This window comes from Ruegeria sp. YKSF57 (assembly GCF_059612585.1).
This window is the reverse complement of record NZ_JBXWQW010000011.1, coordinates 1-14172: the sequence shown is the minus strand read 5'-3', so window position 1 is coordinate 14172 and position 14172 is coordinate 1. Positions and strand designations below refer to the sequence as shown.

At 57.0% G+C, this 14172-nt stretch carries 13 protein-coding genes, 1 tRNA gene and 1 pseudogene; 9 read left to right on the top strand and 6 right to left on the bottom strand.

Annotation, left to right across the window (positions count from 1 at the left end):
* Nucleotides 1-4 precede the first annotated feature (4 nt).
* From AC2FLX_RS06465 to AC2FLX_RS06455, 3 genes and pseudogenes are all read left to right on the top strand, one after another.
* Nucleotides 5-175 (top strand): annotated as a pseudogene (locus AC2FLX_RS06465) (IS5/IS1182 family transposase); the annotation flags it as partial.
* Nucleotides 176-649: 474 nt separating this feature from the next.
* On the top strand, nucleotides 650-856 hold the full coding sequence (locus AC2FLX_RS06460; protein WP_480749079.1) for a cold-shock protein: 207 nt from the start codon (nucleotides 650-652) through the stop codon (nucleotides 854-856).
* A gap of 73 nt (nucleotides 857-929) precedes the next feature.
* Nucleotides 930-1943, top strand: coding sequence for a fatty acid desaturase (locus AC2FLX_RS06455; protein ID WP_496748291.1), 1014 nt, complete (start codon nucleotides 930-932; stop codon nucleotides 1941-1943).
* Here the strand turns inward: AC2FLX_RS06455 and AC2FLX_RS06450 are convergent.
* The 5 genes from AC2FLX_RS06450 to AC2FLX_RS06430 form a co-directional block, all read right to left on the bottom strand.
* Nucleotides 1935-2183 (bottom strand): ParB N-terminal domain-containing protein, encoded by a 249-nt coding sequence (locus AC2FLX_RS06450; RefSeq protein WP_480749077.1) that lies wholly within the window; start codon nucleotides 2181-2183, stop codon nucleotides 1935-1937. The genes AC2FLX_RS06455 and AC2FLX_RS06450 overlap by 9 nt on opposite strands.
* Nucleotides 2184-2257: 74 nt before the next feature.
* On the bottom strand, nucleotides 2258-2947 hold the full coding sequence (locus AC2FLX_RS06445) for a hypothetical protein (protein ID WP_480749076.1): 690 nt from the start codon (nucleotides 2945-2947) through the stop codon (nucleotides 2258-2260).
* A 1909-nt stretch (nucleotides 2948-4856) separates the two neighbouring features.
* Nucleotides 4857-4946 (bottom strand) — tRNA-Ser (locus tag AC2FLX_RS06440).
* A 434-nt stretch (nucleotides 4947-5380) separates the two neighbouring features.
* Nucleotides 5381-6328 (bottom strand): aminotransferase class IV, encoded by a 948-nt coding sequence (locus AC2FLX_RS06435; protein WP_480749371.1) that lies wholly within the window; start codon nucleotides 6326-6328, stop codon nucleotides 5381-5383.
* Nucleotides 6329-6496: 168 nt separating this feature from the next.
* The gene (locus AC2FLX_RS06430; protein WP_480749372.1) at nucleotides 6497-7411 is read right to left on the bottom strand and encodes a LysR family transcriptional regulator; all 915 of its coding nucleotides are present in this window, start codon (nucleotides 7409-7411) and stop codon (nucleotides 6497-6499) included.
* A gap of 102 nt (nucleotides 7412-7513) precedes the next feature.
* Here AC2FLX_RS06430 and AC2FLX_RS06425 point away from each other — a divergent pair, with 102 nt between their 5' ends.
* Nucleotides 7514-8638, top strand: coding sequence for an enolase C-terminal domain-like protein (locus AC2FLX_RS06425; RefSeq protein WP_480749373.1), 1125 nt, complete (start codon nucleotides 7514-7516; stop codon nucleotides 8636-8638).
* Nucleotides 8639-8649: 11 nt separating this feature from the next.
* Here the strand turns inward: AC2FLX_RS06425 and AC2FLX_RS06420 are convergent, their stop codons facing one another.
* Entirely contained in the window at nucleotides 8650-9165 is a 516-nt protein-coding gene (locus AC2FLX_RS06420; protein ID WP_480749374.1) for a winged helix DNA-binding protein, read from the bottom strand.
* Between the two features lie 117 nt (nucleotides 9166-9282).
* On the opposite strand from AC2FLX_RS06420, the gene AC2FLX_RS06415 reads away from it, so the two are divergent.
* The 5 genes from AC2FLX_RS06415 to AC2FLX_RS06395 form a co-directional block, all read left to right on the top strand.
* Nucleotides 9283-10545, top strand: coding sequence for an NAD(P)/FAD-dependent oxidoreductase (locus tag AC2FLX_RS06415; protein ID WP_480749375.1), 1263 nt, complete (start codon nucleotides 9283-9285; stop codon nucleotides 10543-10545).
* Nucleotides 10546-10584: 39 nt separating this feature from the next.
* A complete protein-coding gene (locus AC2FLX_RS06410) occupies nucleotides 10585-11568 on the top strand; it encodes a TRAP transporter substrate-binding protein (protein WP_480749376.1) in 984 nt (327 codons plus the stop codon).
* 64 nt (nucleotides 11569-11632) lie between these two features.
* Entirely contained in the window at nucleotides 11633-12166 is a 534-nt protein-coding gene (locus AC2FLX_RS06405) for a TRAP transporter small permease (protein ID WP_480749377.1), read from the top strand.
* A 4-nt stretch (nucleotides 12167-12170) separates the two neighbouring features.
* Nucleotides 12171-13487, top strand: a complete 1317-nt coding sequence (locus tag AC2FLX_RS06400; protein WP_480749378.1) for a TRAP transporter large permease — start codon at nucleotides 12171-12173, stop codon at nucleotides 13485-13487.
* Between the two features lie 72 nt (nucleotides 13488-13559).
* A partial coding sequence (locus AC2FLX_RS06395) for a hypothetical protein (RefSeq protein WP_496875395.1) occupies nucleotides 13560-14172 on the top strand: 613 nt, incomplete at its 3' end.

Here is a 14172-nt window from a genome sequence, read left to right as displayed (position 1 = left end):
GGCCAGCCCAGTACTATCTGACCTGCCCAGCCAGACCCCGCCGGACGAGCCGATCGGCACCGTGATCGCCGATGGCGCCTGCGACACGCGCCGCTGTAACAATGCCATCATCGAGCGCGATGCCGTTCCAATCTTTCCGATCCGCAAGAACAGGGGCTTGTGGAAAGAAGGGTGCTGTCAGACTGATTCCAACCAGTTTCAACAAGGGCCGTGACGCTGCCCCTTGCCGCGAGAGCGGGTTAGTCCGTGAGCCCAAACTGTACCTTGGAGATTTTCGCTGCGCGCGCTCGCAGCATAGGTTTTATCACATGTGCATCATCGTTGGCGCGGCACTGCGGCATGAAGACGGACCATTCATTCCGGGCGCAGCAAGCGTTTGTCCGGCAATGAGCAGGACACAGACAAAGCGTGCTTTAGCAACGGCTCTGGTGCTCTTTATCCTGACTTGAGCCAGGGAGATTCAAATCCTCTGTTTTACTCCACTGAATCAAGGCTTGTATCGTGCGTACTCGAAGTCCATATACATTAGGCTTACGTTTTTCTTTTTCGACCTGCTGTCTCCTCAATTCGGCGTTCAGTCTTTCGATTCAGACCGACCACGCCGAGTCGCCGCAATCATGCGGGCGGCAATTATTAGGAGACTTCCACCATGGCAAATGGCACAGTAAAATGGTTCAACTCGACCAAAGGTTTTGGCTTCATCGAGCCTGAAGACGGTAAGCGCGATGTATTCGTGCATGTCTCGGCACTTGAACGTTCCGGCATCAGCGAATTGAAGGATGGCCAGAAGGTGACCTTCGACGTTGAAGCCGGCCGTGACGGACGCGACAGCGCCGCCAATCTGGCACTGGCTTGATCTTTTTCGGGCACCCTTTTGGGGGTGCCCGTTTGCACAATGGGCTACTAAAAGCCGTTGGAGAACACGTAAGTTGCAACCAAAAGACTGGACGCGGGTACTCGCGCAATATCGTGTGGCCGATGCGAAGCGCAGTGTTTTTGAACTTTCGGTCACTGTTGTCCCATTATTTGCGCTATGGGCTATAGCGTGGTTTGCGTTATCTTTTAGTGTCTGGGTCGCAATATTACTGTCCATCCTGAATGCCGCGTTTCTGGTCCGTATCTTCATCATTATGCATGATTGTGGTCATGGATCTTTCTTTAGAAACCGAACCGTTTGCAATTGGACAGGCCGGGTTCTGGGTATTCTTGCCCTGACACCCTACGACGTTTGGCGACAAAGCCACGCGATTCACCACGCCTCAACGGGTAACCTTGATCGACGTGGCATGGGTGACATCCCTACATTGACTGTTGAGGAATACCTGAAGCGGAAATGGTTCGGGCGTGCCGCTTATCGTCTGACCCGGAATCCCATCTTCCTTTTGGGTATTGTGCCGATCTATACGTTCTTTCTTCAAAACCGCTTACCTCTTGGTTTCATGCGGTCGGGCTGGCTGTATTGGGCAAGTGCGATGGGAACAAACGCCGCGATTGCAGGGTTATTGCCTCTGGTTATTTGGGCCGGAGGCTTTGACGTGTTGGCGTATGTTTATCTGCCAACCATGATTGTCGCATCATCGATTGGTATTTGGCTATTCTATATTCAACACCAGTTTGAACACACGACCTGGGAGCGGGAAGAAGTGTGGAATCTTCAGAACGCCGCATTCTATGGAAGTTCTCACTATGCCCTGCCAGGCATCCTGCGATGGTTCTCTGCCAATATTGGTGTGCACCATGTTCACCACCTTGCCAGCCGCATACCGTTTTATCGGCTAAACGAGGTTTTGCGTGACCATTCCGAGTTGGAAAACTGCCAGCGTATTACTCTGTATGAGAGCTTTCACTGCGCGCGATTGCATCTTTGGGATGAAGAAAGTCAGCGCCTGCTGACGTTTTCCGAGGCTTTGTCGAACGCCAATCCCAACAAAAATTTAGTGTAGCCTGGCGCGCACCAAGTAGGCTTCGACAGTGTCTCCTCCGAGGGCGCGAATGGCCTCTAGTCGGTGAAGGCCTTCAATCAGTACGAACCTTTTGTTGTCCGCGCGTATCTGAATCGGGGTTTTCTGGCCGTTCTTCAGGATATCTTCGGCCAGCGACAGGACTTTTTGCTGATCAAGTGTTTTTGCACGTTTCACAGGTACATAGATCAGGTCGAGCGGGTATGATTTTTTCTTCAGCATAAGCTATGCGTGCAACCTTTCGTGCATTTGGAGCGGTCAGGAACTCTCTTCGTATTTAGGTGCTTGATTTTTCGTCATAGAATAGAACGCACGGCGTCGCGCAGTTCCTGATGCATGATCCAAGTGGCTGGTTTATCGTCATTTTCGACGTGAGAAAATGCCAGGACTTGAGCAGCGCCATCATTCTGAGCAGACCCGCCTTCGGGAAGTTCGAGTTCCAGATATTCTGCGATCAAAAACCCGATTTTCTTGAAGACCTTGACGGACGCCTCGCGCGATTTGTAACCGGCCGCCTGAGACAAGTGACCAATGGTCAGACCTTCCTTGCCTGCTATTGTCAGTGCTTTGAGCATTGTAACCTGTGCAGGGGTCAGCCTGATCTGGCGCAATGCCTCGGCATATTCTCTTTCACTGGGAACGAAGGTGCCAGAGTTTCCCTCCAAACGGCGTTGACCGCTTCGTTTTCTGTCTCGCTCTTTGAGAGTGTTTTTTAGTGCTTCAATGGCCAATGCGGGTGTTTCACCAACTGCGTCGGCGATCATTGCCTGCGTTTTAGCAGGCGGCTTGGGGAATGCGCGCGCAACGCTGTTACCGCTCAGCATTCCTGCCTTAATCAAGTACTTTCCGAACTCTTCTTCAATCACTCCCGATACGTCAGCGTTCCGCGTCTTACGAACATTGCGGTCCTGAAATGCTCTTTGTTCCAGACCACGAGCTGACATCTTTGAGCCCGGAAGTGTTACTTGAGGGGCATTTTTACGCATCAGAGAAACACCACTACAATTATCGCCGCAACAAACACCGCTGACGCAATAGATATCTTAATCCCGTGGGACCGGCGACGAGCCTTTTCGGCTTTGAGGCTTTTACCCAGATTTTCATCAATCGAGTTATGGTTCACGGCTTCGTCCTTCCGGATATGTCAGGAGGTATTGATTTCCACCGACCTATTGTCTCGGCACATTTTCGGTGCACTTGTCGTTCTGTCGTGTGAACGACCGATTGCATTCCCATCCGTCACCTCTTCGATTCAAGTGAGCGTTTGAAGGGACAAGGATCGCAACGCACCTGTCCCGGTTTGCGCGAAAACCGCGTTCGCATTTCCATCCGGAAAAAGTTCCAGATGCTAGATATGCATGCTTTGGAATAGCCACAGGCTCACAGCCGCTCTCTGCTGCCCTGTAACCTCTGAGGCATACCCAACCATCCGCGCTGTTTTTGTCAGTCAGACGGCCGTTGCTTGGGACATTAATTGCAACACATTCCTGGTCCTCCTTACGAAATCCCCAGTTGCAGTGTATTTCCTGTGCGCCAAACCGGGTTTCGACGTACCCATTTTGAGGCGCAATCAGTTCTTCACATTCTTCTCCGACTCGGCGGAAGAGCCGATTGCACTCCCATCGATCTCCGGTTGATGCAAGATAGGCATTCTCAGGAACATTGATTTCCTCGCAAAACTCCCCGACATGCTGGAAACCATGATTGCATTCCCAGCCACTGCCATAGGAACTGCCCGTCAGATATGCGTTTTCTGGTACGTCTGTTCTTTGACACGATCCATTCTTGTTTTCGAAACCTTCGTCACAAACCGATCCGTCGGCATTGCCTGTGGCTTGGGCAGGAAGCTGCGTTCCTGTGAACAACAACAAGAGTGCCGGGATTAAACAAAGAACGCCGTGCGAAAACACGATGAATGACTGATTGAAACGGAGCCTGAGACCTGATCTATCGGGCATCAAGCACGCTATTTATTGGCCATGTGCTGTTCATACGGCGCCTTCTTTCATGAGTCACGCGATGACTGGGGCTTGTCAGGTGACAGTTGCGAATGCTTGCGAGGAACGAGCTCATAGCGAAGACCCCAGCCAAACCCGTTCCTATGCTGGGGCACATGCTACAATTGGTCTGAAGGCCATTGGATCATCGAAGCCGGCAGCATCGCGGCAACGAGTAATTTTCACCAATACACTCTTGTGGTTCTTAGCCAGCATAGAGTCAAGGAAGTTGGCCCAGTCGCTGTGCTGGCACCGCCAAGACAGATAGTTTTTGAGACTGCCAGTAGCCAAGTTGCCTCGTGAAACACCGAAATGTTCTGTCCAGCGTCAATCTGCCGTTGTGGTGATTTAGGGTCGGACCTGCAGGGAACGGCAACTTAAATCCGCGTCTCAATTGTCGCGCCTGAATGCGGTCAAAGTGCAATTTAAGACTACGGCTTTTCGATGCTTTGAATAACCGGTCTGACGACATTAGCTGCAACGCAGCGATACTCGTGCCGCTTTCGCCAGTCGATGCTGCACAAGCACTCGCGGTGCGGGCAAGTGGTGGCTCTTTTTCGCGCCTTGCCCATTAGCCAACACGGTCTCCCTGCGTCCCTGGCTGACTTCGGCTCGACCATGGTGCTCACACCTTCACTGGGAACCTGTTTTATCAGCCCGCGCTTTTTCGCCCAGCGGAGCATGGACAAGAAGAAACGCAGCCGCTTTTCCTGTGTCCGGGGTGCGAGCCGCTTCCCCGCGATGTTGTTCGCGGCCAAGTCGACAAGCGATGTGCCTGTGTCCATGCTGAGCTTGAGCACATTCGGTGCCCTCACTGTACCAGTTGACTGTACCAGGGCGCGGATTTCGGCCTTCCCGAAAACCAGTATCGTTTTATATCAGCAGGTTAGCCGTGAAATGGCGGAGACGAAGGGATTCGAACCCTCGAGACGGTTTCCCGTCTACTCCCTTAGCAGGGGAGCGCCTTCGACCACTCGGCCACGTCTCCGCCGACGGGTATATCCGCGCAAGCAACGGAAATTCAAGGCCAATTCGGCAGCTTTGGGAATTTTTTACGGAACCACTCGAACCCTTTGAAATAGCACGGAAAGGCGGAGGCGAGCGGCAATTTCGTGCACGGATTTGTCGTCTGTCTGATGCGGTGTCGGCTCGCCAGCACCCGATGTGCGCCGCTCGGACCGGCGAGATTCAGTTGGTCGACAGTATTTTCTGTTACTGCCGCCGATATGAAATGGGACTGTTTCTTGCTGAACCGAGATCCGGCATCAAACATCGCATCTGGCAGTACAGTTACGGAGTTTCGGAGTTCGGCCACGCAGGGTCGACCCCGCCCGCTCCCACGAATATTCTACCCGTCGGGCGCGTCGCGTATTTCAACCACGTTCCGGCGTGTAATCCGGGCCAATCCGCCATCACTGCCCCTTATTTCGTTTTCGATGCCTTCTGCTCGACCACGTTTTGCGCAACCAGATCCTTGTAGAGTTGGCGAAGGCGCAAGGTCATGGGGCCTGCGCCCGTATGGTCGCCGATCGGTTTGCCGTCGATTTCCGCCACTGGCGTCTGCGCCCCGAAGGTGCCGGTCAGAAACGCCTCGTCCGCGCCATAGGCCTCGTAAAGTGAATAGTTCTTTTCCTGCACCGGAATGCCGTTGGCGCGGCACAGGTCGATCACCTTTTGCCTGGTGACCCCGTTCATGCAGTAATCGCCCGTCGAAGTCCAAACCTCGCCGCGGCGCACGATGAAGAAATTGCAGGCGTTGGTGGTGTTGACGAACCCGTGCGGGTCCAGCATCAGCGCTTCATCCGCGCCGGCCTGCTCGGCCTGCAGGCAGGCGATCACGCAGTTCAGCTTGGAGTGGCTGTTGTATTTGGCGTCCTGACTCATCGGCAAGCCGCGCACCTGCGGGACCGTTGCCAGCCTGATACCGCGCGATTGCAGGCTATCGGCGGGCGTGGAATGCTCGACGATGGCCACGATGGTCGGCCCCCATTTCGACAGACCCGGATGCTGGAACGGTTTGGCCTTGCGCCCGCGCGTGATCATCAGGCGGCAATGGGCATCGCCTGTCATGCCATTGGCCGTGGCGGTATCATCAAGAATCTTGCGGATGTCTTCGGCCCCCATGCCGATGTCTATCGAGACCGATTTCAGCGAATTGAACAGCCGGTCCATGTGGTCGTCGAAAAAGGCCCATTCGCCGTCATACAGGCGCAACCCTTCCCACATGCCGTCGCCCAGCATGAATCCGCTGTCATAGACCGAAACCACTGCTTCGCGCTTGGGTACCAATTTGCCGTCGACGTAGATCAGAATGTTCTCGTTGCGATCGTCTGCCTGGGCATCGTGAGTGGAATGGCTGTGTTTGGTCATCTGTCTGTCTTCCCTCTGTGTCTTGGCCGATCATGTGATCGGCGGCAGGCTGGCGGGCAATGTCGTGCAAGGTTCAACTCTTGCCTGGCGCACATGCTTTCTCTGGCAAGATCGCCAGAACGTCCAGTGCTCTCAGGATAAGTCGCGTATCAGATGGCCGATGAACTGTCACAACCTGGCGACGGCAGGAGATATTGCAAGGCGACTCATACTGGCCGAGACCTGCGACAGGAATTGTTCCCCGATCGCCGAAATCGGGCGCCCGCGCGCGGTGACGATGACCACGTCCAGCACGATCTGCGGCACAAAACGGCGCAGCACATATCCTTCGCGGTCGTCACTGGACAGGGTGAAGGGATCGACAAAGGTCACTCCCAGCCCCTGCTTGACCAGATTCAACGCGTTTCGGAACAGATCAGTGTGGCATCTCGTTTTCATGTTGGCCCCGTCGGTATGGAACGCCTCGCGCGCACGCCGGGTGACCATGTGATCCGCACCCATCACGATAAACGGGATATCATCCAGCAGCCTCGGGGTCAGCACTTTATGTTCGACCAGTGGGCTATTTTGCGGAACCGCGCAAAGGATCTCGAAGAAGAAGGGCGTATAGTCCAGGCCGTCCTGGCGCAAAGGGGGTTCGCAGATCCCTATCTCGAACAGGCCCGCGGCGACCCATTCCTGTATCTTCGATGAGTACTGAGACTGAAACGCGATGGTCAGGTTCGGCTTGTCCTCGGCAAACCGCGCGATTTCTCCTGGCATGAACCCAAAGGCCATGGCGTGGCTGGTCGCCACCTGCAACTGGCCGGCCTTTTGGTTCTGCAAGTCCACCACCGCTTGATTCACATGGTCAAGGCCCCGGACCACGGTATCGATTTCCTCGTACAGCACCATCGCTTCGGGCGTCGGCAGCAAGCGGCCCCTGCTGCGCTCGAAGAGCTTGAGCTTGGAGTGGCGCTCCAGTTGCCCCAGAAGGTTGGAAATGGCCGGCTGCGAGACGCCAAGCTGCTCGGCCGCGCGTGTCACGGTCCCGGTTTCGATAATGGCGTGAAAAGCCTGATAGTGGCGAAAGAAGGAGGCCATATAACACTATACATCATTTTTGCTGATGCATTGCAAAAATATTAGTATTTGAAATGATGAAAATGACGCCGCACACTGTTCTTGACCTTGGGGGAGGACAGCGTGGATCTTTTGCAAACCATCACCGGATTTGATCTGTGGCACCTGAAATTGCCCGTCGTTTCCGCAAGGGATCATGGCATCGGACGGGTCGAGGGAACCTGTGAAATCGTCGTTTTGCGCCTGACCGCCGAGGGTGGTGCTCAAGGGTTTGGCGAGGCCTCACCCTGGTCGGTTTTCACCGGAACCCCCGAGGCAAGCTATGCCGCGCTGGACCGGTACCTTCGCCCACTGGTGGTTGGCCGGAGTGTTGGTGACAGGGCAGCAATAATGGCCCAAGCCGCCCGCGCGGTGGCCCATTGCACCGAGGCCAAGGCAGCGCTGGAAACCGCGTTGCTGGATCTGGCCGGGCAGATCAGCGGTCAGCCGGTCTGGTCCCTGCTTGGGGGCAAGTGTCGCGACACGATTCCGCTAAGCTGTTCTATCGCCAATCCGGATTTTGGGGCGGATATCGAGTTGATGGAGCGCCTGCGTACCGACAAGGTCGGGCTTATCAAGCTCAAGACCGGGTTCAAGGACCATGCCTTTGACATCATGCGGCTTGAACGGATCGCTCAGGACTTTCCCGAGTTCCGCGTGCGGGTCGACTACAATCAGGGGCTTGAGATCGAAGAAGCGGTGCCGCGCGTGCTGGATGTGGCCCGCTTTACCCCGGATTTCATCGAACAGCCTGTCAGGTACCACCATTTCGACATGATGGCGCAGCTGCGAGGCTTGACCAATGTTCCCCTTTTGGCGGATGAAAGCGTGTTCGGGCCGGAAGACATGGCGCGCGCCGCGCGCGAGGGCATTTGCGACGGCGTGTCGGTCAAGATCATGAAATCAGGCGGTTTGTCCCGCGCTCAGACGGTTGCGCGGATGGCAGCGGCACACGGGTTGACGGCCTATGGCGGTGATATGTTCGAGGCCGGGCTGGCGCATCTGGCCGGAACCCACATGATCGCCGCGACGCCCGAGATAACGCTGGGCTGCGAGTTCTATCAGGCTTTGTATTTCCTGAAAGAGGACATTCTGGAGACGCCATTTGCCGTCAAGGATGGCCAGGTTGTCGTCCCGGACGGTCCGGGGTTGGGAGGGCGACCCGATCTGGACAAGCTTGATCACTACAGCGTTCGGAAATCGACATGAACGCGCGGTGTTCAGAACACGCTGGCGCCACGCGCGGCCTGGTCGTATTGCCCGGACATCAGGCGCATCAGCGCGGACACCCGGCTAAGCTGTTCGGCTTCGACACCGATTTCCTGCATCGCTTCCAGCAAGAGCGCCTCGCGTATCTCGCCATATCGCGTGCAGGCAGCGGCGCCTTCTGGCGTGGCTTCGACAGTCTTTTCCTTGCCCTGACGGCCCTGTTTGACCAACCCTGCCGCGCTGAGTTTCTTGATCGCGTAATTGACCGTATGCGTGTCTTCGACGTTCAGTACATGACAGATATCGGCCAGCTTTTTGGGGCGGTCCCGATGGCGGACCGTGTGCAGCACCAATACGTCCAGCGAGGACAGGCCGGAATAACCGGCGGCGGCCATGGCGCGCACCGTCCAGCGGGCAAAGGCATGTCCGGCGATGATCAGCCCGAATTCAAACTCGGATACTTCCGGAAAGCTCCCTTCGGCCAGGTGAGCAGAAGATACAATGGGGCCAAGAATGGATTTTGACATGACGTCAGAATATTATTCACCGTCACTTTGTCAACATTTTGTTGACGTTTTTTCCCTATGTGGCACTCTATGTCCAATCGAATCGGTCCGTTCAGCAGCGAACCCGTGGAGGGCATCATGACTGAAACGCCCAAAACCATTGCCATCGTCGGCGCCGGCATCGTCGGGGTTTCGACCGCAATATGGCTGCAGCGGGATGGCCACAGGGTCATCCTGATCGATAAGAAAGGCCCGGCCGAGGGCACCTCGTTCGGCAATGGCGGCATTTTGGCGTCCTGCTCGATCGTGCCGGTGACCGTTCCCGGCCTGCTGCCCAAGGCGCCGCGCATGTTGTTCGACCCTAATCAGCCGCTGTTTCTGCGATGGGGCTATTTGCCGAAACTGGCGCCGTGGCTGCTCAAGTACCTGGGCAACGCCAATACCAGTGGTGCTGAACGGGCGGCGGCGGCTCTGGCTCCGATCGTGGGCGACAGCCTGCAAGACCATCTGGCACTTGCACAGGGAACGGGGGCCGAGAAATGGATCAAGCCGTCGGATTACCTGTTCGTCTACAATGATCGCCCGCATTTCCGGGAAGATGCGTTCGGTTGGGGCTTGCGGCGCAAACACGGTTTCACCTGGGACGAGTTCGACGCGCAGGAGTTCCACGCCTACGATCCCATATTCGCCTCCGACCTGACCTTTGCGGTGCGCCTGAAGGATCATGGCCGAATCGCCGACCCGGGCCGATATGTCAAGGACCTTGCCGGGCATTTTCAGGCACAAGGCGGACAGCTGGTAAGGGCGGATGCCGAGGACATCGTGCATGAAAACGGGCATGTCATCGCAGTACGTGCCGCCGGGCAGAACATTGCCTGCGATGCAGCGGTCATCGCTACCGGCGCATGGTCGGGTCCGTTGACCAGGAAACTGGGTCTGAACATCCCGTTGGAGGCGGAGCGCGGATACCACATCGAATTCTGGGAACCGTCGATCATGCCGAAGGCCCCCGTTATGGTGGCAGCCCGGAAAATCGTCGCAACCCCGATGGATGGGCGCTTGCGATTGGCAGGTGTGGTCGAATTCGGTGGTCTTGAAGCGGGCGCTTCGGAGGGTCCCATCGAGTTGCTGCGAAAAAGCGCCAAAGCGGTCTTTCCAGACCTGAAAGCCGCCGAGGTGACAGAATGGCTGGGCCACCGCCCTGCCCCGGCGGATTCAATCCCGGTGATCGGAGAGTTGCCGCACATCAAGGGCGCGTTCACCGGGTTCGGACACCATCATGTTGGGCTGACAGGCGGCCCCAAAACGGGCCGTTTGCTGGCCCAACTCATCTCGGGGCGACAGCCAAATGTTGACCTGAGCGTCTATTCACCGGCACGCTATACGAAGGCCGGGCATTAACAACCACGCAATCAAACACTTCACACCAGGGAGAAAACCATGAAAACACTTGCGAAACTGATGACGGCAACTGCCCTGACTGCGGCTGCGGCGATGCCGGCCATGGCCGAGAAATGGGACATGCCAATGGCCTATTCCGGCTCGAACTTTCATTCGGTGACCGGCGCGGAATTCGCCAAATGCGTGACGACCGGCACCCAAGGCGAAATCGAGATCGTGACGCACCCGTCGGGTTCGTTGTTCCCCGGCGCACAGATCAAGCGCGCCATCCAGACCGGACAAGTGCCGATCGGCGAACGCTTGTTGTCGGGTCACCAGAACGAAGACGCAATCTTCGGCGTCGACTCGATCCCGTTCCTGGCGACGTCCTTTGACGACGCTGAAAAACTGTGGAAGGCGGCAAAGCCAACTCTTGAAAAGGTACTTGCCGACCAGAACCTGACCCTGATCTATTCGGTACCGTGGCCGCCGCAGGGCCTTTACTTCCGGGACGAAGTGAATTCGGTCGCTGACATGAAGGGCATCAAGTTCCGCTCATACAACAACGCCACCGCGCGTTTGGCGGAACTGACCGGGATGTTGCCGGTCACCATCGAGGCGGCCGAAATCAGCCAGGCATTCGCCACCGGCGTTGCGGATTCGATGGTCAGTTCGGGCGCAACCGGCTATGACCGCAAAGTCTGGGAAAGCCTGAATTACTTCTACGAAGTGGATGCCTGGCTGCCGCGCAACTATGTCATGGTGAATTCGGACACCTGGTCGGGCGTTTCGGACGCGAACAAGGCCGTGATCCAGGGCTGTGCGGAACTGGCGGAATACGCGGGTACCTGGCGCGCAGTCCAATACACCGACTTTACCCTGAAGGGTCTCAGCGACGGCGGTATGACCGTGGCCAAGGCCAGCGATCAACTGAAGGGCGAGCTGCAGCAGATCGGTGAAACCATGACAGCCGAATGGCTGGAGGCCGCCGGTGCCGACGGTGCGGCGATCGTCGAAGCCTTCAAGGCGTCCAAGTCGGAATGACTCCGGACCGGGGCGGGCGATGGTGCCTGCCCCATTCCCAATCAGCAAAAAACAGGGGGGCATCATGACAATGGCCCAGCGGCTTCGCTCCGCCCTAGATTTCCTGTACCTCGGCTCTGGTATTCTTGCCGCGCTTTGCCTGATCGCGATCCTTGTGCTGATCGTGATCCAGATGATTGCCCGCTGGACGGGCGAGGTATTTCCCGGCGCACCGGATTATGCGGGCTACGCCATGGCGGCGGCCTCGTTCCTGGCCTTTGCCAACGCGCTGAACCGCGGTGCGCATATCCGTGTTTCGATCCTTTTGAATGCGGTTGGCCCGACCATGCAACGCGTGGTCAACATATGGTGTTTTGCAATCGGCACGGCAATTGCATGGTTCTTCGTCCGCTACTGCGTCAAATTCGTTTACTGGTCGTGGAAGTTCAACGATATCAGTCAGGGACAAGACAGAACCGCCCTGTGGATACCGCAATCCGTCATGCTGTTGGGCGCAGTAATCTTTGCCATCGCTCTGACGGACCACCTGATCAGCCTGATCATCAGCGGCGAGCACCGCATCAAACGCGATCTCGTCGATCAGAGCTTTGGGGAGTAAGGTAATGGAAGATTTCTCGATCATCATTCTCTTTCTCTTTGTGCTCTTCCTTCTGCTGGGAACCGGCGTCTGGGTCGGCCTTGCGCTGATGGGTGTGGCCTGGGTGGGGATGGAGCTGTTCACCACCCGCCCGGTTGGCGACGTAATGCTGACCACGATCTGGACAGCATCGTCCTCGTGGACGCTGACCGCACTTCCACTGTTCATCTGGATGGGCGAAATCCTGTATCGAACGCGGCTATCCGAGGATATGTTCAAGGGGCTGGCCCCTTGGATGGCCGGGCTGCCCGGCGGTTTGGTGCACACCAATATCGTGGGCTGTACCGTGTTTGCCGCCGTGTCGGGGTCGTCCGCTGCAACGTTGACAACGGTGGGCAAAATGTCGATCCCCGAACTGCGAAAACGGCAATACCCCGAACCGATGATAATCGGCACGCTGGCGGGCGCGGCCACGCTTGGCCTGATGATACCGCCGTCGCTGACGCTGATCGTCTATGGCGTGACCATCAACGAGTCGATTTCGAAACTGTTTTTCGCAGGTATCCTGCCCGGTCTGGTGCTGGCCACGATGTTCATGGCTTATGTGGCAATCTCCTCGCGGGTGTCCAAGACATGGAACCCGGCGCAGGAACCGCCGCTGACACTGGGGCAAAGGCTTGCAAATTCGCGATTTCTTCTGCCAGTGATCTGCCTGATCCTGGTGGTGATCGGATCGATGTACCTGGGCTATGCCACCGCGACCGAGGCCGCAGCATTCGGCGTCATCGGCGGGCTGATCCTGGCTGCCAGCCAGGGCTCGCTCAGCTGGCAGACATTTACTGAAAGCCTGATGGGGGCCACCCGCACCAGCGCGATGATCGCGCTGATCCTGGCCGGAGCCGCCTTTCTGTCGCTGTCGATGGGCTTTACCGGCCTGCCGCGCGGATTGGCGGATCTGATTGCTCAGCTTGAACTCAGCAAATTCCAGTTGCTGATGGTCTTGCTGGTATTCTACATCATCCTGGGCATGTTCCTTGACGGTATCTCGTCGGTGGTGCTGACCATGGCTGTGGTCGAGCCGATGGTGAGGCAGGCGGGCATCGATCTGATCTGGTTCGGCATTTTCATCGTCGTTGTCGTCGAGATGGCGCAGATCACGCCGCCGATCGGGTTCAACCTGTTCGTGCTGCAAGGCATGACGCATCATGAAATGGGCTTCATCGCGCGCGCGGCGTTTCCGATGTTCCTGATCATGGTGTTGATGGTCTTTGTGCTGATCGCCTTCCCCGAGATCGCAACGTGGTTGCCTGAAAATATCCGGCAGGCGCCGGGTGGCGGATAAACCTGCTGCGAGAGCATGGAGTGGGCCGTCTGGCCCACTCCAGACTTTTCCAAGCCCCAAGTCCCAGCTCCCATGATTCATTCCGCACTTTCATTCGTTGCCCGTCACGGCAAGTTGGCCCTGATTTGCGGCCTGGTTGCGGGGATCGCCTTGCCGGGCCTTGCAGGCACCCTGCGGGCGTGGATCCCCGAGATGGTGGCGCTGCTTTTGTTTCTGACGGCGTTTCGCATCGGTCCACGCGACACTGTGGAAAGCCTGCATGCAATGGCCAGGACCTCGGCAACGGCGCTGGTTCTGCAATTGGTCATGCCGCTGGTTTTTCTCGCTGTGCTGGCGATTTTCGACCTGCCGTTGTCGCCGCTTGCGCTGGCTGTTGCCCTGATGCTGGCGGCCCCGTCGGTCACCGCGTCTGCGAATCTGACGATCCTGCTCAACCATGATCCCTCCCCGGCCCTACGTCTGTTGATCCTCGGTACTGCCATCCTGCCGCTGACCTGTATTCCGGTTTTTACACTGCTGCCCCAGTTTGGAGCGCTGGCGTCGGTGCTGCAGGCCGCAGGTCGTCTGTTGGCCGTCATTCTGGCGGCGGCTGCATTTGGCTTTGCATTGCGCCACTGGGGTTTTTCCGGGATGACTGACCGGGGGCGTCAGGTGACGGATGGAATTACCGTTGTCACGCTGGCGG

Excerpts from the sequence above, each read along its gene's own strand:
- AC2FLX_RS06460 (WP_480749079.1), top strand. The coding sequence starts at position 650 with ATGGCAAATGGCACAGTAAAATGGTTCAACTCGACCAAAGGTTTTGGC.
- AC2FLX_RS06450 (WP_480749077.1), bottom strand. The coding sequence starts at position 2,183 with ATGCTGAAGAAAAAATCATACCCGCTCGACCTGATCTATGTACCTGTG.
- AC2FLX_RS06445 (WP_480749076.1), bottom strand. The coding sequence starts at position 2,947 with ATGCGTAAAAATGCCCCTCAAGTAACACTTCCGGGCTCAAAGATGTCA.
- AC2FLX_RS06435 (WP_480749371.1), bottom strand. The coding sequence starts at position 6,328 with ATGACCAAACACAGCCATTCCACTCACGATGCCCAGGCAGACGATCGC.
- AC2FLX_RS06430 (WP_480749372.1), bottom strand. The coding sequence starts at position 7,411 with ATGGCCTCCTTCTTTCGCCACTATCAGGCTTTTCACGCCATTATCGAA.
- AC2FLX_RS06420 (WP_480749374.1), bottom strand. The coding sequence starts at position 9,165 with ATGTCAAAATCCATTCTTGGCCCCATTGTATCTTCTGCTCACCTGGCC.
- AC2FLX_RS06415 (WP_480749375.1), top strand. The coding sequence starts at position 9,283 with ATGACTGAAACGCCCAAAACCATTGCCATCGTCGGCGCCGGCATCGTC.
- AC2FLX_RS06410 (WP_480749376.1), top strand. The coding sequence starts at position 10,585 with ATGAAAACACTTGCGAAACTGATGACGGCAACTGCCCTGACTGCGGCT.
- AC2FLX_RS06405 (WP_480749377.1), top strand. The coding sequence starts at position 11,633 with ATGACAATGGCCCAGCGGCTTCGCTCCGCCCTAGATTTCCTGTACCTC.
- AC2FLX_RS06400 (WP_480749378.1), top strand. The coding sequence starts at position 12,171 with ATGGAAGATTTCTCGATCATCATTCTCTTTCTCTTTGTGCTCTTCCTT.